The sequence below is a fragment of the Klebsiella sp. CN_Kp113 genome (assembly GCF_040064585.1).
Classification (GTDB): Bacteria; Pseudomonadota; Gammaproteobacteria; order Enterobacterales; family Enterobacteriaceae; genus Klebsiella; species Klebsiella michiganensis.
Genome location: NZ_JBEAID010000043.1, coordinates 1 through 26573, shown reverse-complemented (window position 1 = coordinate 26573; position 26573 = coordinate 1). Strand labels below are relative to the sequence as shown.

The following is a 26573-nucleotide window of genomic DNA, read 5'->3' as shown; positions in this document are numbered from 1 at the left end:
GCTTTGATAGTATGCGTCGCTCTTTAGAAAGTTAGTGCTTACTTTAGTTTAGGCGCCAGCACAGGAGCCCGGATGTTTATCGGGTAGTCATTCACACGCGGAGTTAACACAGGGATGCGATTAACGACGAAATTCTCAGCGTTTGTCACGTTACTCACCAGCCTGACGATCTTTGTCACGCTGATTGGCGCTTCGCTGAGTTTTTACAACGGCATTCAGCTAAAAATGACCAACCGCGTTCAGGCGGTGGCGACCATGCTGGATAACCGTCTGGTCTCTATGTCTTTTGACCAGATTGAACCGCAGATGGATGAGCTGATGACGCCGATCGACGCGACGCGCGTTGACTTTCAGCTTAATGGCAAATCGGTCTATAGCCATTCCCGCACCGATAACTATCGTCCTTTAGGTAGCAGCAATCAGTTTCGCGATATCACGGTACCGTCGCTCAAGCAGCCCGGTATGGCAATCCATCTGGTGTACCTGGATCCGATGGCCAATTACTTCCGTTCACTGCACATCACCGCGCCGCTCTCCATCGCCATTGGTTTTATGGTGCTGATTATCTTTTTTTCCGTACGCTGGATCCGTCGCCAGCTGGCGGGCCAGGAGCTACTGGAACTCCGCACTGCGCGTATTCTTAATGGCGAACGCGGACCGCAGGTGCGAGGGTCGGTACACGAGTGGCCAGCGAATACCAGTAGCGCGCTGGATATGCTGCTATCCGAACTTCAGTTCGCCAGCGATCAGCGAAGCCGTATGGATACCCTGATCCGTTCCTATGTCGCGCAGGATTCAAAAACCGGGCTGAGTAACCGATTATTTTTTGATAATCAGCTGTCGACGCTGCTTGAAGATCAGGAGAAAGTGGGGTCATACGGCATCGTAATGATGATCCGCCTGCCGGATTTCGACCTGCTGCGCGATAACTGGGGACGCGCAGCGACCGAAGAGCACTACTTTACGCTGATCAATATGCTTTCCACTTTTATTATGCGCTACCCTGGCGCACTGCTGGCTCGCTACCACCGCAGCGATTTTGCCGTCCTGCTTCCGCATCGCACGTTGAAAGAGGCGGACAGCATTGCCGGGTTACTCCTGAAAGCCATGGATGCCCTGCCGCCGACGCGAATTCTCGATCGTGACGATATGATGCATATTGGGATCTGCGCTTTCCGCAGCGGACAAACGGCGGCCCAGGTAATGGAGCATGCGGAAGCGGCCACGCGTAATGCGGTGCTGCAGGGCAGCAACAGCTGGGCCGTCTATGACGATTCTCTGCCGGAGAAAGGGCGTGGCAACGTGCGCTGGCGTACGCTTATCGAGCAAATGCTTAGCCGCGGCGGCCCGCGACTTTACCAGAAACCCGCCGTCACTCGTGATGGTCGCGTACATCATCGTGAGCTAATGTGCCGTCTTTATGATGGTAAGGAAGAGGTGATTGCGGCCGAATATATGCCGATGGTGCTGCAGTTTGGCCTGGCGGAGGAGTATGACCGTTTGCAAATTACGCGATTGCTGCCGTTTTTAGGCTTTTGGCCGGAAGAAAACCTCGCGCTGCAGGTGACGGTCGAGTCCTTGATCCGCCCTCGATTCCAGCGCTGGCTGCGCGATACTTTGATGCAATGCGAAAAATCGCACCGTCGACGTATTATTTTTGAACTTGCAGAGGCGGATGTTTGTCAATATATCGGCCGCCTGCAGCCGGTTATGCGGTTGGTTAACGCTTTAGGTATTCGAATTGCCGTGGTTCAGGCCGGTTTGACGCTGGTTGGAACCAGCTGGATCAAGCAGCTCGATGTTGAAGTGATTAAGCTGCATTCGGGGTTATCGCGCAATATAGAAAAACGCAGTGAAAATCAGCTGCTGGTGCAGAGCCTGGTAGAAGCCTGTAAAGGAATGCCGGTTCAGGTTTTCGCAACCGGCGTACTCAGCCGAAGCGAGTGGCAGGTGCTGTCTCAATGCGGTGTTACCGGTGGCCAGGGGGAATTTTTTGCCGCCTCACAGCCACTTGACACAAATGTGAAAAAATATTCGCAAAGATACTCTGTTTGATCTGCCGTTTAGCGTGATTTCACGTAGAATAATGCGCGCCATAGTGATGGGGGTGTGCTTGTCTACCTGCCGGATTGTCGCAATGTAAATGCCAGTGAATGACCTTTGACAGGTTGCAGATTCAAGCGCGGAGCGCTGCTGAAGATTTCTGCGTTGGACGGACTCAGTCAAATTTGTAACAAAGGTAACGAACTGCACTAATTTTCACCGCAGCAGATGATTTTTGCGCCTTGTCGCTGCTGCGCGTGGTTGGTAAAGTAAGCGGATTTTGTTTTCCGCCCCAGCTTTCAGGATTATCCCTTAGTATGTTAAAAAAATTTCGTGGCATGTTTTCCAATGACCTGTCCATTGACCTGGGTACCGCGAATACCCTGATTTATGTAAAAGGACAAGGCATCGTATTGAATGAGCCTTCCGTTGTGGCCATTCGTCAGGATCGTGCCGGATCGCCGAAAAGCGTCGCCGCTGTGGGTCATGAAGCGAAGCAGATGCTTGGGCGTACACCGGGCAACATTGCAGCTATTCGCCCAATGAAAGACGGCGTTATCGCCGACTTCTTCGTTACCGAAAAAATGCTCCAGCACTTTATTAAACAGGTGCACAGCAATAGCTTTATGCGTCCGAGCCCGCGCGTGCTGGTCTGCGTGCCGGTTGGTGCGACCCAGGTTGAACGTCGCGCGATTCGTGAGTCCGCACAGGGCGCTGGCGCCCGTGAAGTCTTCCTGATTGAAGAGCCGATGGCGGCTGCGATCGGCGCAGGCCTGCCGGTCTCCGAAGCAACCGGTTCAATGGTTGTGGACATCGGCGGCGGTACCACTGAAGTGGCGGTCATCTCCCTTAACGGCGTGGTTTACTCCTCTTCTGTCCGTATCGGCGGCGACCGTTTTGACGAAGCCGTCATTAATTATGTCCGTCGTAACTATGGCTCCCTGATTGGCGAAGCGACCGCAGAACGCATTAAGCACGAAATCGGCTCCGCTTATCCGGGTGATGAAGTCCGCGAAATCGAAGTTCGCGGGCGTAACCTTGCTGAAGGCGTTCCGCGCGGCTTTACTCTGAACTCCAACGAAATCCTCGAAGCGCTGCAGGAACCGTTGACCGGTATCGTCAGCGCGGTGATGGTCGCGCTGGAACAGTGCCCACCGGAGCTGGCTTCCGATATCTCCGAACGCGGGATGGTTCTGACCGGCGGCGGTGCTCTGCTTCGCAACCTTGACCGTCTGTTAATGGAAGAGACAGGAATCCCTGTCGTAGTTGCAGAAGATCCACTGACCTGCGTCGCTCGTGGCGGCGGTAAGGCACTGGAAATGATCGATATGCACGGCGGCGACTTGTTCAGCGAAGAGTAGTCAGCCTGAGATCCGGGTAGCTGGCCTACGGCTGCCCCGATCTTAACTGACACGAGAATACGCATAGCCTATGAAGCCAATTTTTAGCCGTGGCCCGTCGCTACAGATTCGCCTTATTCTGGCGGTTTTGGTGGCGCTTGGCGTGATAATCGCCGACAGCCGCCTGGGTACGTTCAGCCAAATTCGAACGTATATGGATACAGCCGTCAGCCCTTTCTACTTTGTCTCTAATGGTCCCCGGGAGCTGCTGGATAGCGTTTCGCAAACGCTGGCCACCCGCGATCAGCTCGAACTGGAAAATCGCGCGCTGCGTCAGGAATTGCTGCTCAAGAACAGCGACTTACTGATGCTGGGTCAGTACAAACAGGAGAACGCGCGTCTACGCGAGCTGCTGGGCTCTCCGCTGCGCCAGGACGAGCAAAAAATGGTGACCCAGGTCATCTCAACGGTTAACGACCCCTATAGCGATCAGGTGGTTATCGATAAAGGCAGCGTTAACGGCGTCTACGAAGGCCAGCCGGTTATCAGTGATAAAGGCGTTGTGGGTCAGGTGGTCGCGGTCGCGAAGCTGACCAGCCGCGTGCTGCTGATTTGCGATGCCACGCATGCGTTACCGATTCAGGTACTGCGTAACGATATTCGCGTCATTGCCGCAGGCAACGGTTGTACTGACGATTTACAGCTGGAACATCTGCCGGCCAATACCGATATTCGCGTCGGCGACGTGCTGGTCACTTCGGGTCTCGGCGGCCGCTTCCCTGAAGGGTATCCGGTCGGGGTGGTTTCGTCCGTTAAGCTGGATACGCAGCGTGCGTATACGGTGATTCAGGCGCGTCCGACTGCCGGTCTGCAGCGCTTGCGTTATCTGCTGCTGCTGTGGGGAGCCGATCGCAACGGCGCGAATCCGATGACGCCGGAAGAGGTTCATCGCGTAGCGAATGAACGCCTGATGCAGATGATGCCGCAGGTTCTGCCTGCGCCGGATGCGATGGGGCCGCAGATGCCCGCGCCGGCAACCGGTATGCCACAGCAGCCTCTGCCAGCAGGAGGGCAATAGTGGCAAGTTACCGTAGCCAGGGACGCTGGGTTATCTGGCTCTCGTTTCTTATCGCACTATTGCTGCAGATTATGCCCTGGCCGGCGGACATTAGCGTCTACCGGCCAAACTGGGTATTGCTTATCCTGTTGTACTGGATCCTCGCGCTACCCCACCGGGTTAACGTTGGCACAGGCTTTGTGATGGGCGCGATCCTCGATCTCATCAGCGGGTCGACGCTTGGCGTTCGCGCACTATCATTAAGTATTGTGGCTTATCTGGTTGCGCTGAAGTATCAACTGTTCCGCAACCTGGCGCTTTGGCAACAGGCGCTGGTGGTGGTCATGTTATCCCTCTCCGTGGATATCATTGTTTTCTGGGCAGAGTTTTTAGTGATCAACGTCTCTTTCCGTCCGGAAGTGTTCTGGAGTAGTGTAGTAAACGGTGTGCTCTGGCCATGGATTTTCCTGCTGATGCGTAAAGTGCGCCAGCAGTTTGCGGTGCAATAAGGTTGATATGACGACTCTGTATCTTGCTTCAGGTTCTCCGCGTCGGCAGGAACTGCTGACACAGCTTGGCCTCGCTTTTGAGCGCGTGGTTCCCGGTATTGAGGAACAGCGCCGCCCGCAGGAGAGCGCCCAGCAGTATGTGGTCCGGCTGGCGCGCGAAAAGGCCCAGGCTGGCGTCGCGCTGGCACCGCGCGATCTCCCGGTTTTAGGCGCGGATACCATTGTCATCCTTAACGGTGAAGTGCTGGAAAAACCGCGCGATGGCGGGCACGCCGCCGAGATGCTACGCATGCTTTCCGGAAAGACTCATCAGGTGATGACCGCCGTGGCGCTGGCTGATAAGCGGCAGACGCTGGATTGCCTGGTGGTCACGGAGGTCACTTTCCGCGTGCTCTCAGGGCAGGATATCGCCGATTATGTCGCCAGCGGCGAACCTTTAGATAAAGCAGGTGCATACGGTATTCAGGGGTTGGGTGGCTGTTTCGTCAGGAAGATAAATGGCAGCTATCACGCCGTCGTTGGCTTACCGCTGGTGGAAACGTATGAGTTGCTAAGTAACTTTAACTCACTGCGTGAAGAAAAGGGATAAAGATGACTGCTGAATTATTAGTTAACGTAACGCCATCAGAAACGCGCGTCGCTTATATTGATGGCGGTATACTTCAGGAAATTCATATTGAGCGTGAAGCGCGACGCGGAATAGTAGGCAATATCTACAAGGGTCGTGTCAGTCGGGTGCTGCCGGGAATGCAGGCGGCTTTTGTAGATATTGGCCTGGATAAGGCCGCGTTTCTGCACGCTTCCGATATTATGCCGCACACCGAGTGCGTGGCGGGCGAAGAGCAAAAACAGTTCGCCGTCCGCGATATCTCCGAGCTGGTGCGCCAGGGGCAGGATTTAATGGTGCAGGTGGTGAAAGACCCCCTCGGTACCAAAGGCGCCCGCCTGACCACCGATATCACCATTCCCTCTCGCTATCTGGTCTTTATGCCCGGCGCTTCGCACGTCGGCGTCTCTCAGCGTATTGAAAGCGAAGCGGAACGTGAACGCCTGAAAAAAGTGGTCTCTGAATACTGTGACGAGCAGGGCGGATTCATTATCCGTACCGCGGCGGAAGGCGTTCATGAGCAGGAGATGGCAGCAGATGCCGCCTATCTCAAGCGCGTCTGGACAAAAGTGATGGAACGCAAAAAGCGCCAGCAGACCCGATATCAAATGTACGGCGAACTGGCGCTGGCGCAGCGCGTGCTGCGTGATTTCGCCGATGCGCATCTTGACCGGATTCGCGTTGACTCTCGTCTGACTTACGAATCGCTGCTGGAGTTTACCGCCGAATATATTCCGGAGATGACCAGCAAGCTGGAGCACTACAGCGGCCGTCAGCCGATTTTCGATCTCTTTGACGTGGAAAATGAAATCCAGCGCGCTCTGGAACGCAAAGTTGAACTGAAATCAGGCGGCTATCTGATCATTGACCAAACGGAAGCGATGACCACCGTTGATATCAACACCGGGGCATTCGTCGGTCACCGTAATCTTGACGATACTATCTTTAATACCAATATTGAGGCGACCCAGGCGATTGCCCGCCAGCTGCGGCTGCGCAATCTCGGTGGGATTATCATCATCGATTTCATTGATATGAACAATGAAGATCACCGCCGTCGGGTGCTGCACTCTCTTGAGCAGGCGCTGAGCAAAGACCGGGTTAAAACCAGCATCAACGGCTTCTCCCAGCTTGGGCTGGTAGAGATGACCCGCAAGCGTACTCGCGAAAGCGTGGAGCATGTGCTGTGTAATGAGTGCCCTACCTGCCACGGTCGCGGTACGGTGAAAACGGTGGAAACGGTGTGCTATGAAATCATGCGCGAAATCGTGCGCGTGCACCATGCCTACGATTCCGACCGGTTCCTGGTCTATGCTTCTCCTGCGGTAGCGGAAACGCTGAAAGGGGAAGAGTCGCACGCGCTGGCAGAAGTCGAGATCTTTGTCGGTAAGCAGGTCAAAGTGCAAATTGAACCGCTCTATAATCAAGAGCAGTTTGATGTAGTAATGATGTAATCATCCGTTTTGCTTGCTGATGTCGGGATAAAGAGGCGGGCAAAAGGATGACGCGTAACAGGCTGACAAGGAGAGATGCGTGAGGCGACTGCCCGGGATATTACTGCTCACCGTGGCAACATTGATTGTTGTCGTCGCACTGCTGGTGAGCGGTCTGCGTCTCGTTCTGCCGCAGTTAAACAGCTGGCGTCCGCAGGTGCTGGAAAAAGTCTCCGCGATGGCCGGCGTACCGGTCGATGCTTCAAATATTGTCGCCAGCTGGCAGACTTTTGGCCCGACGCTTGATGTCCGCGATGTTAAGGCCGGCCTGAATGATGGCGGCGAGCTTTCCGCTAAACGCGTCACCCTGGCGCTCGACGTCTGGCAAAGCCTGCTGCATATGCGCTGGCAGTTTCGCGATCTGACCTTCTGGCAGCTGCAGGTTCATACCAATACCCCCATTCAAACGAATAATAGCGGTGAAGGGCTGAAAACCGACCGTATCAGCGATCTTTTCCTCCGCCAGTTCGATCACTTTATTCTTCGCGATAGCCATCTGAGCTTTCTGACCATCTCCGGCCAGCGTGCGGAGCTCACCATTCCGCAGCTTACCTGGCTGAACGGTAAAAATCGCCATCGCGCGGAGGGGCAGCTTAGCCTCAGCAGCCTGACCGGCCAGCACGGCGTGATGCAGGTGCGAATGGACCTGCGCGATGAAGACGGCCTGCTCAATAAGGGGCGCGTCTGGCTTCAGGCGGATGATATCGACGTTAAGCCGTGGCTTGGGCGCTGGATGCAGGACAACATCGCCCTGCAGAGCGCGCGGTTTAGCCTGGAAGGCTGGATGACTATCGACAAAGGCGATGTCGCCAGCGGCGATGTATGGCTTAAAAAAGGCGGCGCCAGCTGGCAGGGCGATAAAGAGAAGCACCATCTGTCGGTTGATAATCTGACGGCGCACATCTATCGCGATAATCAAAGCTGGGGCTTTCACATCCCTGATACGCGCATCTCGATGGATGACAAACCCTGGCCGCGCGGCGCGCTGTCGATGGCGTGGATCCCGGCTCAGGATGTGGGCGGAAAAAATGGTCAACGCAGCGATGAGCTGCGCATTCGCGCCAGCAACCTTAACCTTAGCGGTCTGACCGGGCTGCAGCCGATGGCGGATAAACTGGCTCCGTCGCTGGGCGAAATCTGGCGTACGACGCAGCCGGACGGCAAAATCAATCTTCTGGCGCTGGATATTCCGCTGCAAATGGCGGAAAAAACGCGCTTCCGGGCGGACTGGAGCGACATGTCCTGGAAGCAGTGGAAGCTGCTGCCAGGGGCTGAGCATTTCTCCGGCAACATTGCCGGGAGCGTAGAAAACGGTACTCTGCATGCCAGCATGACGCAGGCGAAAATGCCCTATGAAACGGTCTTTCGTGCGCCGCTGGAGATCGCCAAAGGCGATGCGACCCTCAGTTGGGTGAAGAATGACAAGGGTTTTATGCTCGATGGTCGCGATATTGACGTACAGGCTACCGGCGTTCGCGCTCGCGGTGGGTTCCGCTATCTGCAGCCGCAGGGCGACGAACCCTGGCTCGGTATTCTGGCCGGTATCAGTACCAACGATGGCGGACAGGCCTGGCGCTACTTCCCGGAAAATCTGATGGGCAAAGCGCTGGTGGATTACCTCAGCGGAGCCATTAAAGGCGGTCAGGCCACCGATGCTACGCTGGCTTATGGCGGTAACCCGCATCTTTTCCCGTACAAGCATAATGAGGGGCAATTCCAGGTCACGGTGCCGCTCAAGAACGCCACCTTTGCCTTTCAGCCTGACTGGCCCGCGCTTACCGGGCTTAATATCGACCTTAACTTTATCAATGATGGGCTATGGATGAAGGCCGATAAGGCGATGCTCGGCAATGTGACCGCCAGCAATCTCGATGCGGTGATTCCCGACTATTCGCGAGAAAAGCTGCTGATTGATGCCGACGTTAACGGCCCGGGTAAAGAGGTTGGCCCTTATTTTAACGAGACGCCGCTGAAAGAGACGCTGGGCGCGGCGCTGGATGAGCTCCAGCTGGACGGTAATGTTAGCGCTCGCTTACATCTTGATATCCCCCTGGATGGCGAGATGACCACCGCTAAAGGTGATGTCCGGTTGAACAATAACAGCTTGTTTATCAAGCCTATCGATACCACATTGCAGAACCTGAGCGGTAAATTCAGCTTTGTAAACGGCGACCTGAAAAGCGAGCCGATGAGCGCGAGCTGGTTTAATCAGCCGCTGAATCTTGATTTCTCGACCACCGAAGGCGCGAAAGCATTTCTCGTGAACGTCGGGATGAACGCCAGCTGGCAGCCTGCGCGTACCGGTTTATTGCCGAAATCCCTGGACGGCACCCTGAGCGGCAGCGTGCCCTGGGACGGAAAAGTCGCGATTGAGCTTCCGTATCGCGGTAGCGCGGCCTATAAGGTTGACCTCAACGCTGACCTGAAGAGTGTAAGTAGTCACTTACCTGCGCCGTTAGATAAGCAGGCCGGGGAGCCGTTGCCGGTAAAAATTAAGGTCGATGGCGGCTTAAGCAGTTTTAATCTGGCCGGGTCCATGGGGGCGAAGAATCATATTAATAGCCGCTGGCTGCTGGGTCATAAGCTGACCCTGGACCGCGCTATTTTAACCACGGACAGTAAAGCCGTTTCTCCGCTTCCCGAGCAGCCGGGCGTGGAGCTGAATATGCCACCGATGGATGGCGCGCAGTGGCTGGCGCTGTTCCAGGGCGGAGCGGCGAATGACGTCAGCAGTAATCTCGTCTTCCCGGAGCAGGTCACGCTGCGAACGCCAGCGTTAACGATGGCGGGGCAGAGCTGGAATAACGTTAGCCTTGTCTCCCGGCCCGATGCCGGGGGAACGAAGATCGAAGCCCAGGGGCGTGAAGTCAACGCAACCCTGACGATGCGGAAGAACGCCCCGTGGCTGGCGGCCGTTCGCTATCTCTACTACAACCCAACGGCGGCGAAAAGCCGCGGTACAGAAAAAAGCAGCGCCCCGCTGGCCGATACCAACATTGATTTCCACGGCTGGCCGGACCTTCAGCTTCGCTGCGCCGAGTGCTGGCTGTGGGGGCAAAAATATGGCCGTATCGAAGGGGATTTTGATATTCGCGGCGATACCCTGACGCTGGCGAACGGACTGGTCGATACCGGTTTTGGCCGTCTGACGACCGATGGCGTATGGGTGAGCGCGCCGGCGGGCGTACGAACCTCTTTGAAAGGTAAGCTGCACGGCAATAAAACCGACGATTTCGTGAACTTCTTCGGCGTCTCCACGCCGGTAAAAGGTTCGTCGTTTGATATTGATTATGACCTGCACTGGCGTGCGCCGCCGTGGCAGCCCGACGTTGCCTCGCTTAACGGGATCCTCAAAAGCCGTCTTGGAAAAGGCGAATTTACCGACCTCAGCACCGGTCATGCCGGCCAGCTTCTGCGTTTGTTGAGCGTTGACGCGCTGCTGCGCAAGCTGCGCTTCGACTTTAGCGATACGTTCAGCGAAGGGTTCTACTTTGATTCCATTCGCAGTACGGCGTGGATTAAAGACGGCGTTCTGCATACCGACGATACGCTGGTCGATGGTCTGGAAGCGGATATCGCCATGAAGGGGTCGGTGGATCTCGTGCGTCGTCAGCTGGATATGCAGGCCGTGGTCGCGCCGGAGATTTCTGCGACCGTGGGCGTCGCCGCGGCCTTTGCCGTTAACCCGATTATCGGCGCCGCGGTCTTTGCGGCCAGTAAGGTACTGGGGCCGCTGTGGAACAAGGTCTCTATTTTGCGCTATCGCATCACCGGTCCTATCGATCAGCCGCAAATTAACGAAGTGCTGCGCCAGGCGCGGAGCGACAAAAAGCAATGATTTGACGATTGTGCGTAATTACCGCACTCTCAATAGATAGCCTTTTTTATTTCCGCCCCTGAGGCGGCAACAAACGAGTAGCAAAACGATGAGTCTGAACCTGGTAAGTGAACAATTACTGTCGGCAAACGGCCTGAATCATCAGGATCTGTTTACCATTCTTGGCCAGCTGGCCGAGCGCCGTCTGGATTACGGCGATCTCTATTTTCAGTCGAGCTATCACGAGTCCTGGGTTCTTGAAGACAGCATCATTAAAGATGGTTCGTACAATATCGACCAGGGCGTTGGCGTCCGCGCGGTGAGCGGGGAAAAAACCGGCTTTGCCTATGCTGACCAGATTAGTCGACTGGCGCTGGAACAGAGCGCACAGGCGGCCCGCACCATTGTACGCGACCATGGGGATGGTAAAGTGCATACCCTTGGTGGGGTGGAACATCGTTCCCTCTATACCAGCATCGATCCGCTGCAAAGTATGAGCCGGGAAGATAAGCTGGATATTCTGCGCCGGGTAGATAAAACCGCCCGCGCGGCCGATAAGCGGGTGCAGGAAGTTTCCGCCAGCCTGACCGGCGTCTACGAGTTAATTCTTGTCGCCGCCACCGACGGCACGCTGGCGGCGGACGTTCGCCCGCTGGTTCGCCTTTCCGTCAGCGTGCTGGTGGAAGAGGATGGCAAACGCGAGCGCGGCGCCAGCGGCGGCGGCGGCCGCTTTGGCTACGACTATTTCCTGGACTCGCAGGATGGCGACGTTCGCGCGGATGTTTGGGCGAGAGAAGCCGTGCGTATGGCGCTGGTCAACCTGACCGCCGTCGCGGCGCCTGCCGGGATGCTGCCGGTTGTGCTGGGCGCGGGCTGGCCTGGCGTCCTGCTGCATGAAGCCGTCGGTCACGGCCTGGAAGGTGACTTTAACCGTCGCGGGACGTCGGTATTCAGCGGCCATATGGGCGAACTGGTGGCCTCTGAGCTGTGCACCGTAGTGGATGATGGCACCATTGCTCACCGTCGCGGCTCCCTTGCCATTGATGATGAAGGCACGCCGGGCCAGTATAACGTTTTGATCGAAAACGGCATTCTCAAAGGCTATATGCAGGACAAGCTCAACGCCAGGCTGATGGGCGTGGCGCCAACCGGTAACGGTCGTCGCGAATCCTACGCGCACCTGCCTATGCCGCGTATGACCAACACCTACATGCTGGCGGGGAAATCTACGCCGCAGGAGATTATCGAATCGGTCGATTACGGCATCTACGCGCCGAACTTCGGCGGCGGTCAGGTGGATATCACCTCCGGGAAATTTGTCTTCTCCACGTCTGAAGCCTACCTGATTGAAAAAGGTAAAGTGACCAAAGCGGTGAAGGGCGCGACGCTTATCGGTTCAGGTATCGAAGCGATGCAGCAGATTTCGATGGTGGGGAACGATCTGAAGCTGGACAGCGGCGTCGGCGTTTGCGGCAAAGAGGGCCAGAGCGTACCGGTTGGCGTCGGTCAGCCAACGCTCAAAGTGGATAAACTCACCGTCGGCGGTACCGCCTGATACTTCTCAAGGCGCTTTCGCCCGCGGCGAAAGCGCAAATCACCTCCGCGGAGTCGCGATGAAAGCCGCGCGTCAGCAGCAGATAGTCGAACTACTCAACCAGCATCACACCTTAACCACCGAAGCGTTGTCCCATCTGCTGCAGGTCAGTATCGAGACCATTCGTCGCGATTTGAGCGAGCTGCAGAAGCAGGGGCGTCTTCAGCGTAGCCACGGGCAGGCGCGCGTTCTCCAGCGTAACAATCACAACGGCGAGAAGCCTTTTCATAGCCGCGTGAAAAGCCATTATGCCCATAAATCTGATATCGCGCGTACGGCGCTGGCGTGGATTGATGAAGGAATGACGATCGCCCTGGATGCCAGCTCAACCTGCTGGTTTCTGGCGCGTCAGCTACCGAATATGACCCTGACGGTGTTTACCAATAGCCATCCGGTCTGCGTAGAGCTGGGCCGCCGTGAGCGGATCCAGCTGATCAGCGCCGGGGGGCAGCTCCTGCGTCAGTATGGTTATTACGTTAATCCGGCGCTGTTCTCTCAGGTCAAATCGCTGGAGATCGATCTGTTTATTTTTTCCTGCGAGGGGATCGATAACGATGGCGTACTCTGGGATTCCAGCGCCAATAATGCCGCCTACAAATCGCTGCTTCTGAAACGGGCGGCACAGTCGCTATTATTAATCGACAAAAGCAAATTTGATCGTTCCGGCGAGGTGCGTATCGGCAATCTCCGCGACGTAACGCAGATTATTTCCGATGCCGGGCCCGATAATCTGTTCTTACCCTCTGTGGCGGGCTCGGGCCGCTAGCGGGCAATCCCCCGGCCGTGCATCCCCTGGTAAATCTTCGCCACCCCGACGAAATACTCAGTCAGGTAATTAATGCATACCTGTACCTTAAGCGGCAGCTTATCTTTCTCGGTATACAGCGCGTATACCGGTCGCGGATCGGACTGGTAGCTCGGCAGCAGGATCTCCAGTTCGCCGCGGTTGATCTCTTCGATCGCCCACATCAGCGGAACGTAAGCCACGCCGACGCCTGCCGTCAGCCAGCGCACCAGCGTCATCGGATCGTTGGTGACGAATCTGCCCTGAGGGATCAGCTTGGTTGAAATCCCTTCCGGAGCGATGATTTCAAATTCGTTATCCGGCCGGACGCTGTATTCCAGCCACGAGTGGCTGGCGAGATCCGCCGGTTTTTCCGGACATCCGGCGTGCTGAAGGTAGCTTTTTGCCGCGCAGAGCACCATCGGCATGGAGCCCAGGCGGCGGGAAAAGAGGCTGGAATCCTGCAGCGCTCCCACGCGAATAACCACATCCAGGCCGTCCGCAATCAGGTCCGGCGCGGGAATGCCTGTGACCAGATTGATTGAGAGACCCGGGTGCTCTTTGAGCATATCGGCGGTTATGCGAGCCAGGACATTCTGTGCCATAGTTGAAGAACAGCCGATGCGCAGCGTACCGATGGGCGTATTGTTAAACGCGTACAGCTGCTCATGGACATCCTGGACTTCGAACAGCATTCGCCGACAGCCTTGATAATATATTTTTCCCGCTTCTGTTAAGCCAAGGCTGCGCGTACTGCGGTTGAGTAGCTTAACCTGCAGTTCATCTTCCAGTTTGGCTACCGTCTGGCTGATGGAAGAAACGCTCATCTGGAGCTGGCGGGCCGCGGCGGTGAATGAACCTAATTCGACCACTCTGGCAAAAACGGACATGCGTTTTAATCGTTCCATTATTCACTCTGGCTTAAAAGTGATTTAGATCACACATTATAGATAAGACCGCAATTGTTACGTTACTATATAGTTAGCTTAATAATAAACGCATCGCGCATATCACCTGTACGCTTCTTATCAAGGTCATCATGAGTCTGTTTCCTGTCATTGTGATTTTCGGCTTGTCGTTTCCGCCGATCTTCTTTGAATTGCTATTGTCGCTAGCCATCTTCTGGCTGGTGCACCGCCTGCTGGTTCCAACGGGCATCTATGATTTTGTCTGGCACCCGGCACTGTTTAATACCGCGCTATATTGCTGCCTGTTTTATCTGATATCACGTTTGTTCGTTTGAGGTTGATGTGAAAACACTAACAAGAAATATCCTCCGTACCGCAATCACTGTGATACTGGTTATCCTTGCATTTATGGCGATTTTTCGCGCATGGGTGTATTACACCGCCTCGCCCTGGACGCGCGATGCGCGTTTTAGTGCGGATATTGTGGCCATCGCTCCCGATGTCTCCGGCCTGATTTCGCAGGTGAATATCAAGGATAACCAACTGGTTAAGAAAGACCAGGTTTTGTTCGTCATTGACCAGCCGCGTTACCAGAAGGCGTTAGCCGAGGCTGAAGCCGATGTCTCCTACTATCAGACTCTGGCGCAGGAGAAACGCGTCGAAGCCGGCCGTCGTAACCGCCTTGGCGTCCAGGCCATGTCCCGGGAAGAGATAGACCAGGCGAATAACGTTCTGCAAACCGTTGAGCATCAATTAGCCAAAGCGACGGCAAGTCGCGACCTGGCGAAGCTTGACCTTGAACGTACGGTGATTCGCGCCCCGGCCGACGGTTGGGTGACCAACCTGAACGTTTACCGCGGCGAGTTTATCACCCGAGGCTCCACCGCGGTTGCGCTGGTGAAGCAGAATACCTTCTACGTTATGGCCTATCTTGAAGAGACCAAGCTTGAGGGCGTGCGCCCCGGTTTTCGTGCTGAAATTACCCCGCTGGGAAGCGTACACACCCTCAGGGGCACCGTCGACAGCATTGCTGCAGGCGTCACCAATGCCAGCAGCAGCAGCGATTCAAAAGGGCTAGCCTCTATTGATTCTAACCTTGAATGGGTACGTCTGGCACAGCGGGTGCCGGTACGTATTCGCCTCGATCAACAGCAGGGCAATCTCTGGCCTGCGGGTACCACCGCGACGGTGGTGATTACAGGTAAAGAGGATCGCGATACTCGCCAGGCAAACTTCTTCCAGAAACTGGCGATGCGCCTGCGTGAGTTCGGTTAATCGCCATGGGGATCTTCACCATCGAACTCCGGCATCTCCGCTTCGCCGTTAAGTTAGCCTGCGCGGTGGTGCTGGCGTTATTCGTCGGTTTTCATTTTCAGCTGGAAACGCCGCGCTGGGCGGTGCTTACCGCCGCCATCGTTGCTGCCGGCCCGGCGTTTGCCGCAGGCGGGGAGCCTTACTCCGGGGCGATCCGCTATCGCGGGATGCTGCGTATCGCCGGCACCTTTATCGGCTGTATCGCCGCGCTGGCGATCATCATCCTGATGATCCGCGCCCCGCTGCTGATGGTGCTGGTATGCTGCCTGTGGGCCGGATTCTGCACCTGGATCTCCTCGCTGGTGCGGGTTGAGAACTCCTATGCCTGGGGCCTGGCGGGCTATACCGCGCTTATCATTATTATCACTATTCATGAAGAGCCGATGCTGGCGCCGCAGTTCGCCGTTGAGCGATGCAGTGAGATTGTCATCGGTATCGTCAGCGCCATTGTGGCCGACCTGCTGTTTTCTCCGCGTTCGATTAAAAAAGAGATCGACCTTGAACTGGATAATCTGCTGATCGATCACTATCGCCTGATGCAGCTTTGCGTGGCGCATGGTGATAAAGATGACGTCGATAAGGCATGGAGCGCGCTGGTGCGTCGTACCAACGGGCTTGAAGGGATGCGCGGCAACTTGATCATGGAGTCCTCGCGCTGGGCAAAAGTGAATCAGCGGCTGAAGGCGATCAATACCCTCTCTCTGACCTTAATTACTCAGGCCTGTGAAACCTATTTGATTCAGAATACCCGGCCTGAGATGGTGACGGATGATTACCGCGAGCTGTTTGCTGAACCGGTCGAGACCGTGCAGGACGTGCACCGCCAGCTAAAGCGGATGCGCCGCTTCTTGACCTGGAAGGGAGAGCACAATACGCCGGTGACGATCTACAGCTGGGTAGGCGCTGCGACGCGCTATCTGCTTTTGAAGCGGGGCGTGGTCGGCAATACCAAAATCAGCCGTATTGAAGAGGAAGTGCTGCAAGGCGAAGTGGTGGTGAAGGCGGAATCCGCCGAGCGGCACCATGCGATGGTCAACTTTTGGCGTACGTCTATCTCCTGTATCCTCGGTACGCTGTTCTGGCTGTGGACCGGCTGGACTTCAGGAAGCGGGGCGATGGTCATGATTGCGGTTGTCACGGCCTTAGCGATGCGTTTACCTAATCCGCGGATGGTAGCTATCGATTTCCTCTACGGCACGCTGGCGGCGTTACCGCTGGGGGCGCTGTTTTTCCTCGTGATTATGCCCGCGACGCAGCAAAGTATGCTGCTGCTGTGTATCAGCCTGGCGGTGATGGCCTTTTTTATCGGCATCGAGGTACAAAAGCGGCGGCTCGGTTCGCTGGGGGCGCTGGCCAGCACCATTAATATTCTGGTGCTCGACAATCCGATGAAGTTTGAATTCAACCAGTTTCTTGATAGTGCCCTGGGCCAGATTGTCGGATGCTTCCTTGCGCTGATGGTGATCCTGCTGGTGCGTGATAATTCGCAGGCCCGCACCGGCCGCGTGCTGCTCAACCAGTTTGTCTCGGCGGCGGTATCATCGCTGACCACCAATATGGCGCGACGTAAAGAGAACCACTTGCCGGCCCTGTATCGTCAGCTCTTTTTGTTGCTGAATAAATTCCCTGGCGATATCGCCCGCTTTCGTCTGGCGCTGACCCTGATTATCGCGCATCAGCGTCTGCGCGATGCGCCGGTACCGATAAATGACGATCTGTCGGCCTTTCACCGGCAGCTGCGACGTACCGCGGATCGCGTCATTTCAGCCAGTAGTGATGATAAACGCCGCTACTATTTTGCCCGCTTGCTTGATGAACTGGATATCTACCAGCAAAAATTACAGCACTGGGAAGCCTCTCCACAGGTGACCGAGCCGGTACGAAGGCTGGTGGAGATGCTGCATAAGTACCAGCATGTGTTAACCAACAGCTAGCCGCCAGAACCGACGCCGAAGCGTCGGTTTTTTTATCGCTATACTTAACGCTCAGAGTATGAATTCCGCCGTCAGAGTGGAACTACACGCCGGGATGACCGGGCTATGAAAAGTTGCAGGTGTGGACGGGATGCGGGCAATGACTACCTATACCTTTGATTTTGATGAAATAGCTGAGCAGCAGGATTTTTATCGTGAGTTTTCTCGTACCTTTGCTTTAGCGCGTGAGAAAGTGAATAACCTGGATTCTCTGTGGGAAGCCGTGACCGCCGGGCTGTTACCCTTACCGCTGGAGATTGAGTTTATTCATTTAAGCGATAATCAGCGCCGGCGTTTCGGCGCGTTAATTCTGCTCTTTGATGAGGCGGAAGAGGAGCTGGAAGGGGAGCTGCGTTTTAATGTGCGGCAGTCATAAAAAAGCCCCCGACGGAGCGGGGGCAAGTCGTCGGATAAGACGACGAGGGTTTATTTGTACAGCTCAGCCGTAGCGTGCCAGTTATCGCCGGTACGGGCTTCAATAATACGGTAGCTGCTGGCGCCTTCTTTCTCAGCTTTAGCCGCCAGTTCCTGACGCATATCCATCGGCGCGCTGCCTACCTGAGAAACGGAAACGGTGCCCATGGACTGCAGATTTTGCGCCTGTTCGGCGTTCACTTGATTAACGGCGGCGTTTGCGCCGAAAGAGAGAACGGAAGCCAGACCCAGGGATGCGATGATAATTGCGCTTTTCATAATTTTTTCTCCAACCTTAATATTTGCAGCGGCGGGAGGCTTAATGAACCTGGGGCCGCTGGAGAGATTCTGTTTCAGTTAATGACCGACAATCGTTAAATCTTATTTATAAAGTTCAGCCGTTGCGTGCCAGTGGTCACCGGTACGTGCTTCAATAATGCGGTATGAAGAAGCACCTTCTTCTTGTGCTTTTTTGTTCAGCATTTCGTGCATATCCATCGGGGAAGAACTTACCGCGCCGACGGAAACGGTGCCGATTGCCTGACGGCCTTGAGCCTGTTCGCTGTTGATAGAGTCAGCGGCGAAGGCGCCGAAAGACAGAACGGAAAGGATGCTTAATGCTGCTACAGTGGTTTTGATTTTCATGATATTCACCTCGTCGAATCTTTTTGTTGGGGGTCTTTGTTTCGTGACCCTCATCACAAAATCAAGTATACACTAATCACTGAAAATATTAATACCTTGCTAATTGTTTTTCATGTAAATAATTACAAAGAAATGTCTTTTTTATAACATATAAGAATTAGAAATGTCTTTTCTTCGCCATGCTTGGTCATTATGGCTAATAAAATCATAAGGATAGGTGAATTTGATCTTTTGTGCGCTTAAGCCGGTTTCATCACGTAAATGAATGTATAGAAGCGGAAAAACACACAAAATGTTAAAGAAATGATAATTTTTTGAAGGGATACCCTCCGGCGCTAACCAGAGGGAAGGGCATCAGAGTTCCTGCTCAAACAGGACGAGAATGGCGTCATGCAGCTCTTTAACGGTAAAACCTCTGGCCGGGGTGGTAAAGATAGTGTCATCACCCGCAATGCTGCCGAGAATCCCTTCGGCTTTGCCAAGGGAGTCCAGAAGCCGGGCGATCAGCTGCGCTGCGCCTGGGCTGGTATGAATAACCACGACCGAATCGTTATAATCGATATCCAGCACCAGGTTTTTTAGCGGGCTGGAGGTCGTCGGGACGCCAAGCTCGGCGGGCAGGCAGTAAACCATTTCCATTTTGGCGTTACGCGTGCGTACGGCGCCAAACTTGGTGAGCATACGTGAGACTTTCGATTGGTTGATATTATCGAAGCCTTCCTCTTGCAGGGCCTGAACGATTTCACCTTGAGAGCTGAATTTCTCTTCTTTAAGCAGCGCTTTAAACGCTTTAACCAGTTCTTCTTGTTTTGCCGAACTACGCATAAGTCACCCAATTATGGTGGTAAAAACAACATCATTATGCATAAACATGCATTTTTATGCAAATAATCCGCAGGGGAGAAGCGTAAATAATGTTATGAAGGGCGCATATTTTAGCAAAAAACCCTAATAAGGAACATGCTTTCGTCACGGCGCGCAAATTGCCACAAAAGTAAATGAAATGTTATTAAATGATGTTGTTCTGCTCAATGCGCTGGGTGTATTGTAACCAACAGTCGATCCGGTACTACGCTTTGCTGGATGGTCAGTCTCAGGGAGGAAAATGCGAAGCTGCTGCATCGCTGCGCACGACCACGCATTCTTCAGCCATAATTATTGTAATTGTTCATCTTGTGAATTAAGGTCCAGGCGACGGAGTAACGAAAGACTATTTTAACCATAATAAGGAGTTTAGGATGAAAGTTGCAGTCCTCGGCGCCGCTGGTGGAATTGGCCAGGCGCTTGCCCTACTACTTAAGACCCAACTGCCTTCAGGTTCAGAACTCTCGTTGTACGACATTGCTCCGGTAACCCCGGGCGTGGCGGTTGATCTAAGCCATATCCCTACCGATGTAAAAATCAAAGGTTTTTCCGGCGAAGACGCCACCCCTGCGCTGGAAGGCGCTGATGTGGTGCTGATATCCGCGGGCGTAGCGCGTAAGCCCGGCATGGATCGCTCCGATTTATTCAATGTTAATGCCGGTATTGTGAAAAATCTGGTACAGCAAATCGCCAAAACCTGTCCGCAGGCCTGCGTCGGGGTGATTACCAACCCGGTGAACACCACCGTGGCGATTGCCGCAGAAGTGCTGAAAAAAGCCGGTGTTTACGATAAGAACAAGCTCTTTGGCGTCACAACGCTGGATATTATCCGCTCGAATACCTTTGTTGCCGAACTGAAAGGCAAATCTTCATTAGATGTTGAGGTTCCGGTGATTGGCGGCCACTCCGGCGTGACTATCCTTCCTTTATTGTCACAAATTCCGGGCGTCAGCTTCAGCGAGCAGGAAGTGGCCGATTTGACTAAGCGCATTCAAAACGCCGGTACTGAAGTTGTGGAAGCAAAAGCCGGTGGCGGCTCAGCAACGCTCTCGATGGGACAGGCCGCCGCGCGATTCGGTCTCTCCTTAGTTCGCGCCATGCAGGGAGAGAAAGGGGTAGTGGAATGCGCCTACGTTGAAGGTGATGGTCAATATGCCCGTTTCTTCTCACAGCCGCTGCTGTTAGGCAAAAATGGCGTAGAGCAGCGTCAGTCTATCGGCACGCTGAGCGCGTTTGAGCAGCAGGCGCTGGAGGGGATGCTGGATACGTTGAAGAAAGATATCGCCCTTGGCGAAGACTTTGTGAATAAATAACGTTTCATGAAAAGAAAAGCCGGAGCCTGGGTTCCGGCTTTTTTTATGGCTTTCGCCCACCCCTGAATGACTCAACCTGCTGGTAAATCTGCTAAACTCCCCGCGTCTTGAGCGGTAACAAACGAGGACGTTGTGAAAAAAATCGAAAGAAAGCAGACCAGGGACCACATTACGCAAATGCTCCGTTACGAGATCCTTTCCGGTAGCATGAAACCGGGGGATGAGCTCGCGCAGGAGAGTATTGCCGAACAGCTGGGGCTTTCTCGTATGCCGGTTCGGGAAGCGCTACAGGCCCTTGAGCAGGAAGGGTTTCTGGTGCGTTTGCCAAACCGCCATATGCAGGTCGCCAGGCTGGCGCCTGACCACGTCAGCCATATTTTCCGGGCCATTGCGGTGATGGCAACGGAGCTTTTTTCATTGGTACCCGCAGCGGCGGGCGAATCGCTGGCGGCCAGCGCCCGCGCGCTGGGGCATTCCGGTGAGCGAGCGCGAGAGCTGGCGTTCCACGAGACGCTCATTTCTTATATTGATAATCGCTATCTGGAAAAGATTTATCAGCAGTTTTTGGATGGTTATATCGGTTATGTCATTCTGTATCTGAAAGAGGATAATCAGGAGTCGGCGCAAATACTCAGCTCTCTGATGGAGGCTATTCGTCAGGGCGATCGCGCCGAGATCGCGCAGGAAACGCAGCGTTATTTCCTCTCTCTGGCAGAAATAATGCGTCAACACATGAAGGATTGGGAAAGTGCAGAAGCCTCGATTAGGGAAAATTAAGCTTCTTTCAGCGAAAGAGCAGGTCGCGGCAGTATTACGTAAAGCTATACTGTCGCGAGATTTAGTTGAAGGGCAAGAAATTACCCTTGAAGGGATCGCCACCATGGTCGGCGTGTCCAGTATGCCCGTGCGTGAAGCGTTTCAGATACTGGCTGCGGATGGGCTGATTAAAGTCCGGCCCAATAAAGGGGCGGTCGTGCTGGGAATTAACGAACAAACGATCCGCGAGCATTATGAGATTCGCGCGCTGCTGGAGAGTGAAGCAGTCGCTAAAGCGTGTCGTCCCGGGACGGACATTTCGCGCATTGCCGAAGTGCATTACTCTGCGGAAAAAGCGCTGGCGGAAAATAACTCAGCTGAATATTCAGACCTGAACCAGGCGTTTCATATGGAGATATGGAACGCGGCGGGAAATGGCAAAATGAAGCTGCTGCTCAGCAATATGTGGAACGGGCTTTCGATGGGGCATAAGGTCACTGAGGAAGAGTACGCGATCATTTCCATCCGCGAGCACAAGGGGATTTTACAGGCCCTGGAGCAGCATAATGAAGCGCTGGCGCGCCAGCGAATGCGCGAGCATATCATCCGTTCGATGGAGAACATGCTAACGCGCTACGTCGAAGAACCTTCCGCTTGATCGCATCGCCTGTAGGACCGCTGCAGGCGCCTTACTTATTCATTTCATAAATAAGTTTCGATAAGTGACTGCTTTCGCAAGATTTTGATAAAGATCTCAATCCTGAAGCTTTCGAAAAAAACGCGTTGACTTACTCTTTGTATGGGAATAATTTCCCCCCCGTCAATATTGGATACAATATCATATATCATTGATGGGATAACTATAAATATGGAACCGATTACCATTACCCTATGTTTGCTGGTGTTTGCTATCGCCATGTTCGTGTGGGAAAAAATCCCCCTCGCGGTCACATCTATGGTGGTTTGCGTCGCGCTGGTGCTTACCGGCGTGCTCAATCTCAAGCAGGCTTTCGCCGGCTTTATCGACACCAACGTTATTCTCTTCGTCGCCATGTTTATCGTCGGCGGGGCGCTATTTGAAACCGGGATGGCGAATAAGGTGGGGGGCGTGATTACGCGCTTCGCGAAAACGGAAAAACAGCTGATTTTTACCATTATGGTCGTGGTTGGCGTGATGTCCGGTTTTCTCTCCAATACCGGTACCGCAGCCGTACTGATCCCGGTCGTTATCGGCGTGGCGGCGAAATCAGGCTTTGCCCGTTCCCGGTTGCTGATGCCGCTGGTTTTTGCCGCCGCGCTCGGCGGTAACCTGTCGTTGATTGGCGCGCCGGGCAACCTGATTGCGCAGTCAGCTTTGCAGAATATTGGTAGCGGTTTTGGCTTTTTTGAATATGCCAAAGTCGGTTTACCGATGCTGATTTGCGGCGTTATTTACTTCCTGACCATCGGCTATAAATTCCTGCCCAATCACCCGAACAGCGGTGCAGTTGGCAGCATCGGTGAACAGCGCGATTACAGCCACGTTCCGCGCTGGAAGCAGATCCTCTCTTTGGTTGTTCTGATCGCCACGATCCTCGGCATGATTTTCGAAAAGCAGACCGGTGTGAGTCTGGCGGTAGCAGGCTGTATCGGCGCGCTGGTGCTGGTGGTTACCGGCGTACTTACAGAAAAGCAGGCCTATAAAGCCATTGATTCTCAGACCATTTTTATCTTCGGCGGCACGCTGGCGCTGGCGAAAGCACTGGAAATGACCGGGGCGGGAAAACTGGTGGCGGATCACGTGATTGGCATGCTGGGACAAAACTCTTCGCCGTTTATGCTGCTGGTGGTGGTCTTTGCGCTGTCCATCATTATGACTAACTTCATGTCCAACACCGCGACCGTCGCGCTGTTAGTACCGGTGAGCCTGTCGATTGCCGCGGGCATGGGCGCCGATCCTCGTGCGGTGCTAATGGCGACGGTTATCGGCAGTTCTTGCGCCTACGCTACGCCAATCGGTATGCCAGCCAACATGATGGTGCTGTCGGCAGGTGGCTATAAGTTTGTCGACTACGCCAAATCCGGCATCCCTCTGATTATCGTTTCCACCATTGTCAGCCTGATTCTGCTGCCAATCCTTTTCCCTTTTCATCCGTAATGAACGGAAGCTGTCCTGACTAAGGAGCCTGTATGAGCAAAAGTGAACAGATATCCCATATGACCAATGTGATGGCCAAATTTGTGGGGTATACCGGCAAAGTCTTACCTGATGACGTCACTGCAAAACTGGAAGATTTGCATAAAAAAGAGACCAGTAAACTGGCTGACGTCATCTTTATGACCATGATTGAGAACCAGCGTCTGGCAAAGGAGCTGGATCGCCCTTCCTGCCAGGATACCGGCGTGATTCAGTTTCTGGTGGAGTGCGGGGCGAACTTCCCGCTGATCGGCGAGCTGGAAGCGCTGCTGCGTGAAGCGGTGATTAAAGCGACCGTGGATTCCCCGCTGCGCCACAACAGCGTTGAGACTTTTGATGAATACAATACCGGCAAAAACGTGGGTAAAGGCACGCCGACGGTGTTCTGGGAGATTGTCCCCAATTCTGACCAGTGCAGCATTTATACCTATATGGCTGGCGGCGGCTGTTCCCTGCCGGGGAAAGCGATGGTGCTGATGCCGGGCGCGGGTTATGAAGGCGTTACCCGCTTTGTTCTCGACGTGATGACCAGCTACGGTTTGAACGCGTGTCCGCCGCTGCTGGTCGGCGTGGGCGTGGCGACCTCCGTTGAAACGGCGGCGCTGTTGTCGAAAAAAGCGCTGATGCGTCCGATCGGTTCGCATAATGAAAATGAACGTGCGGCCTCGCTGGAAAAAATGCTGGAAGACGGTATTAACAAAATTGGCCTTGGGCCGCAGGGGATGTCCGGTAATACCTCCGTTATGGGCGTGAATATTGAAAACACCGCGCGTCATCCTTCTACCATTGGGGTGGCGGTGAACGTGGGCTGCTGGTCACACCGGAAAGGGCATATCGTTTTTGATAAAGACTTGAACTACACCATTATGTCTCACAGCGGAGTGAATTTCTGATGACGAAAAAAATCCTTACTACGCCAATTAAAGATGAAGATTTAGCCGATATTAAGGCTGGCGATATTATTTATCTCAATGGCCATATTGTTACCTGTCGTGATGTGGCGCACCGTCGCTTAATTGAAGGTGGCCGCGAATTACCCGTTGATGTTAGCGGCGGCGCTATTTTACACGCCGGGCCTATTGTCCGTCCGATTAAAGGCGAAGACGATAAGTTTGAAATGGTCTCCGTCGGACCAACGACCAGCATGCGCATGGAAAAATTCGAAAAAGAATTTATTGCAAAGACCGGCGTGAAATTAATTGTTGGTAAAGGCGGTATGGGCAAGGGCACTGAAGAGGGCTGCGCGGAGCATAAAGCGCTGCACTGCGTATTCCCGGCCGGCTGCGCGGTAGTGGCCGCGGTGTGCGTGGAAGAAATTGAAGATGCGCAGTGGCGCGATCTCGGTATGCCGGAAACGCTGTGGGTATGTCGGGTGAAAGAGTTTGGCCCGTTAATTGTTTCTATTGATACTCATGGTAATAACCTGTTTGAACAGAACAAAGTTATTTTCAATCAGCGTAAAGAGATAGTCGCTGATGAAATATGCCAGAACGTAAGCTTTATCAAATAATCTGGATGATATCATTCGCACGATAATGATGGCGTGATGTTTATGACGATAATAAACAAGGGCTCTGACCGGGCGGTCCAGGGAAATCCACCCTTATTATTTTCGTTATATACCCAAAAGATTTCGAGTTGCTTTGAGGCGGCAAGGGAGAGACAAATTCGTCTGGAACGAATTTGAACAGCCAAAGGCTGCCTCTGGTGAGGGACATGGATGTCCCTCATTACATCCCCGGGAGCTTACGCAAGTAAGTGACTGGGGGGAACGAAGCTGGCCAACAAAGAAGCAATTTGAAAGATGACGGGGATAAATAACATCATTATCGTGCCTCCTGCCCGAAGGCTATTTTATGACTGATGCAGCACTGCTATTAGGTGAAGGCTTCACCCTGATGTTTCTCGGCATGGGGTTCGTGCTGGCGTTTCTGTTTCTGCTGATTTTCGCCATCCGCGGCATGTCCGCCGCCGTCAACCGCTTCTTCCCCGAACCGGCTACCGCGCCGAAGGCCGCACCCGCCGCCGCGCCCGCTGACGACTTCGCCCGCCTGGCGCCGGTGATTGCCGCCGCTATCCACCACCATCGCCGACTTAACCCTTAATTCACGGAGGAATCCATGACCGTTGCCATTACCGATGTCGTCCTGCGCGACGCCCACCAGTCCCTTTTCGCCACCCGCCTGCGCCTCGACGATATGCTCCCCGTTGCGGCCGCCCTCGATGACGCGGGCTACTGGTCCCTTGAATGCTGGGGCGGCGCCACCTTTGACGCCTGCATCCGCTTCCTCGGCGAGGACCCCTGGGTCCGCCTGCGCGAGCTCAAAAAGGCCATGCCGAAGACCCCGCTGCAGATGCTGCTCCGCGGCCAGAACCTGCTCGGCTACCGCCACTACGCCGATGACGTGGTGCAGCGCTTCGTCGAGCGCGCCGTCAAAAACGGCATGGACGTGTTCCGCGTCTTCGACGCCATGAACGACCCGCGCAATATGCAGGCCGCCCTGCAGGCGGTGCGCAGCCACGGCGCCCACGCCCAGGGCACGCTCTCCTACACCACCAGTCCGGCCCACACCCTGCAGACCTGGCTCGACCTGACCGAACAGCTGCTGGAGACCGGCGTCGATTCCATCGCGATTAAGGACATGTCCGGCATTCTCACCCCGATGGCGGCCTTCGAGCTGGTGAGCGAAATCAAAAAACGCTATGACGTCAGGCTGCACCTGCATGCTCATGCCACCACCGGGATGGCGGAGATGGCCCTGCTGAAGGCCATCGAGGCCGGCGTCGACGGCGTCGATACCGCCATCTCTTCCATGAGCGCTACCTACGGCCACCCGGCCACCGAGGCCCTGGTGGCGACGCTGGCAGGCACAAAACATGACACCGGGCTGGATATCCTGAAGCTTGAGAACATCGCGGCGTACTTCCGCGAGGTGCGCAGGAAATATCACGCCTTCGAAGGCCAG

The 26573-nt window shown here is 54.6% G+C and carries 25 protein-coding genes; 21 read left to right on the top strand and 4 right to left on the bottom strand.

The window, feature by feature from the left end; genetic code table 11:
• Positions 1-114: 114 nt before the first annotated feature.
• From csrD to fucR, 9 genes are all read left to right on the top strand, one after another.
• Positions 115-2055: an RNase E specificity factor CsrD gene (gene csrD / locus ABLV30_RS24965; protein WP_025108487.1), complete on the top strand. Its 1941-nt coding sequence runs from the start codon at positions 115-117 to the stop codon at positions 2053-2055.
• Positions 2056-2360: 305 nt separating this feature from the next.
• Complete coding sequence (mreB, locus tag ABLV30_RS24960) at positions 2361-3404, top strand: rod shape-determining protein MreB (protein ID WP_002918653.1); 1044 nt, start codon at positions 2361-2363, stop codon at positions 3402-3404.
• A 70-nt stretch (positions 3405-3474) separates the two neighbouring features.
• Positions 3475-4461, top strand: coding sequence for a rod shape-determining protein MreC (mreC, locus tag ABLV30_RS24955; RefSeq protein WP_004106252.1), 987 nt, complete (start codon positions 3475-3477; stop codon positions 4459-4461).
• The gene (gene mreD, locus ABLV30_RS24950) at positions 4461-4949 is read left to right on the top strand and encodes a rod shape-determining protein MreD (protein WP_004125830.1); all 489 of its coding nucleotides are present in this window, start codon (positions 4461-4463) and stop codon (positions 4947-4949) included. The genes mreC and mreD overlap by 1 nt, the downstream gene beginning before the upstream one ends.
• A 7-nt stretch (positions 4950-4956) precedes the next feature.
• Entirely contained in the window at positions 4957-5538 is a 582-nt protein-coding gene (locus ABLV30_RS24945; RefSeq protein WP_014839653.1) for a nucleoside triphosphate pyrophosphatase, read from the top strand.
• Positions 5539-5540: 2 nt separating this feature from the next.
• Positions 5541-7010 carry a ribonuclease G gene (gene rng / locus ABLV30_RS24940; RefSeq protein ID WP_004125826.1) on the top strand — a complete coding sequence of 490 codons (1470 nt, stop codon included), beginning with the start codon at positions 5541-5543 and terminating at the stop codon, positions 7008-7010.
• A 79-nt stretch (positions 7011-7089) separates the two neighbouring features.
• The gene (gene yhdP, locus ABLV30_RS24935) at positions 7090-10887 is read left to right on the top strand and encodes an AsmA2 domain-containing protein YhdP (RefSeq protein ID WP_265802148.1); all 3798 of its coding nucleotides are present in this window, start codon (positions 7090-7092) and stop codon (positions 10885-10887) included.
• Between the two features lie 88 nt (positions 10888-10975).
• Positions 10976-12421 carry a metalloprotease TldD gene (gene tldD, locus ABLV30_RS24930; protein WP_202019403.1) on the top strand — a complete coding sequence of 482 codons (1446 nt, stop codon included), beginning with the start codon at positions 10976-10978 and terminating at the stop codon, positions 12419-12421.
• Between the two features lie 58 nt (positions 12422-12479).
• The gene (gene fucR / locus ABLV30_RS24925) at positions 12480-13226 is read left to right on the top strand and encodes an L-fucose operon activator (RefSeq protein WP_025108485.1); all 747 of its coding nucleotides are present in this window, start codon (positions 12480-12482) and stop codon (positions 13224-13226) included.
• Here the strand turns inward: fucR and aaeR are convergent.
• Complete coding sequence (aaeR, locus tag ABLV30_RS24920; RefSeq protein WP_004854659.1) at positions 13223-14152, bottom strand: HTH-type transcriptional activator AaeR; 930 nt, start codon at positions 14150-14152, stop codon at positions 13223-13225. The genes fucR and aaeR overlap by 4 nt on opposite strands.
• A gap of 131 nt (positions 14153-14283) precedes the next feature.
• On the opposite strand from aaeR, the gene aaeX reads away from it, so the two are divergent.
• The 4 genes from aaeX to ABLV30_RS24900 all read left to right on the top strand — a co-directional run bounded on the left by aaeX (position 14284) and on the right by ABLV30_RS24900 (position 17815).
• Positions 14284-14487 (top strand): p-hydroxybenzoic acid efflux pump operon protein AaeX, encoded by a 204-nt coding sequence (gene aaeX / locus ABLV30_RS24915; protein WP_002918640.1) that lies wholly within the window; start codon positions 14284-14286, stop codon positions 14485-14487.
• 7 nt (positions 14488-14494) lie between these two features.
• Complete coding sequence (gene aaeA / locus ABLV30_RS24910; RefSeq protein WP_004854657.1) at positions 14495-15427, top strand: p-hydroxybenzoic acid efflux pump subunit AaeA; 933 nt, start codon at positions 14495-14497, stop codon at positions 15425-15427.
• 5 nt (positions 15428-15432) lie between these two features.
• Complete coding sequence (gene aaeB / locus ABLV30_RS24905; protein WP_014227012.1) at positions 15433-17400, top strand: p-hydroxybenzoic acid efflux pump subunit AaeB; 1968 nt, start codon at positions 15433-15435, stop codon at positions 17398-17400.
• 139 nt (positions 17401-17539) lie between these two features.
• Positions 17540-17815, top strand: a complete 276-nt coding sequence (locus tag ABLV30_RS24900) for a barstar family protein (RefSeq protein WP_004854654.1) — start codon at positions 17540-17542, stop codon at positions 17813-17815.
• Between the two features lie 50 nt (positions 17816-17865).
• On the opposite strand, the gene yhcN-B is transcribed toward ABLV30_RS24900, so the two are convergent.
• The 3 genes from yhcN-B to argR all read right to left on the bottom strand — a co-directional run bounded on the left by yhcN-B (position 17866) and on the right by argR (position 19323).
• Entirely contained in the window at positions 17866-18132 is a 267-nt protein-coding gene (yhcN-B, locus tag ABLV30_RS24895; protein ID WP_004106229.1) for a DUF1471 family stress response protein YhcN-B, read from the bottom strand.
• A 102-nt stretch (positions 18133-18234) separates the two neighbouring features.
• On the bottom strand, positions 18235-18498 hold the full coding sequence (gene yhcN, locus ABLV30_RS24890) for a peroxide/acid stress response protein YhcN (protein WP_004106226.1): 264 nt from the start codon (positions 18496-18498) through the stop codon (positions 18235-18237).
• A gap of 354 nt (positions 18499-18852) precedes the next feature.
• A complete protein-coding gene (gene argR, locus ABLV30_RS24885; protein ID WP_004106225.1) occupies positions 18853-19323 on the bottom strand; it encodes a transcriptional regulator ArgR in 471 nt (156 codons plus the stop codon).
• A gap of 413 nt (positions 19324-19736) precedes the next feature.
• On the opposite strand from argR, the gene mdh reads away from it, so the two are divergent.
• From mdh to ABLV30_RS24845, 8 genes are all read left to right on the top strand, one after another.
• A complete protein-coding gene (mdh, locus tag ABLV30_RS24880) occupies positions 19737-20675 on the top strand; it encodes a malate dehydrogenase (RefSeq protein WP_160743493.1) in 939 nt (312 codons plus the stop codon).
• Positions 20676-20807: 132 nt separating this feature from the next.
• On the top strand, positions 20808-21452 hold the full coding sequence (locus tag ABLV30_RS24875; RefSeq protein ID WP_048263770.1) for a GntR family transcriptional regulator: 645 nt from the start codon (positions 20808-20810) through the stop codon (positions 21450-21452).
• Positions 21424-22089: a GntR family transcriptional regulator gene (locus tag ABLV30_RS24870; RefSeq protein WP_014227009.1), complete on the top strand. Its 666-nt coding sequence runs from the start codon at positions 21424-21426 to the stop codon at positions 22087-22089. The genes ABLV30_RS24875 and ABLV30_RS24870 overlap by 29 nt, the downstream gene beginning before the upstream one ends.
• 210 nt (positions 22090-22299) lie before the next feature.
• The gene (locus tag ABLV30_RS24865) at positions 22300-23568 is read left to right on the top strand and encodes an SLC13 family permease (protein ID WP_014839648.1); all 1269 of its coding nucleotides are present in this window, start codon (positions 22300-22302) and stop codon (positions 23566-23568) included.
• A 32-nt stretch (positions 23569-23600) separates the two neighbouring features.
• Positions 23601-24500: a L(+)-tartrate dehydratase subunit alpha gene (gene ttdA, locus ABLV30_RS24860; protein ID WP_025108481.1), complete on the top strand. Its 900-nt coding sequence runs from the start codon at positions 23601-23603 to the stop codon at positions 24498-24500.
• Positions 24500-25117 (top strand): L(+)-tartrate dehydratase subunit beta, encoded by a 618-nt coding sequence (ttdB, locus tag ABLV30_RS24855; RefSeq protein ID WP_014227006.1) that lies wholly within the window; start codon positions 24500-24502, stop codon positions 25115-25117. Before ttdA ends, ttdB begins: the two co-directional genes overlap by 1 nt.
• Before the next feature lie 346 nt (positions 25118-25463).
• On the top strand, positions 25464-25712 hold the full coding sequence (locus ABLV30_RS24850) for an oxaloacetate decarboxylase subunit gamma (RefSeq protein ID WP_265802150.1): 249 nt from the start codon (positions 25464-25466) through the stop codon (positions 25710-25712).
• A gap of 15 nt (positions 25713-25727) precedes the next feature.
• Positions 25728-26573, top strand: an 846-nt coding sequence (locus ABLV30_RS24845) for a pyruvate carboxylase subunit B (RefSeq protein ID WP_348865686.1), incomplete at its 3' end; no start/stop codon positions are given.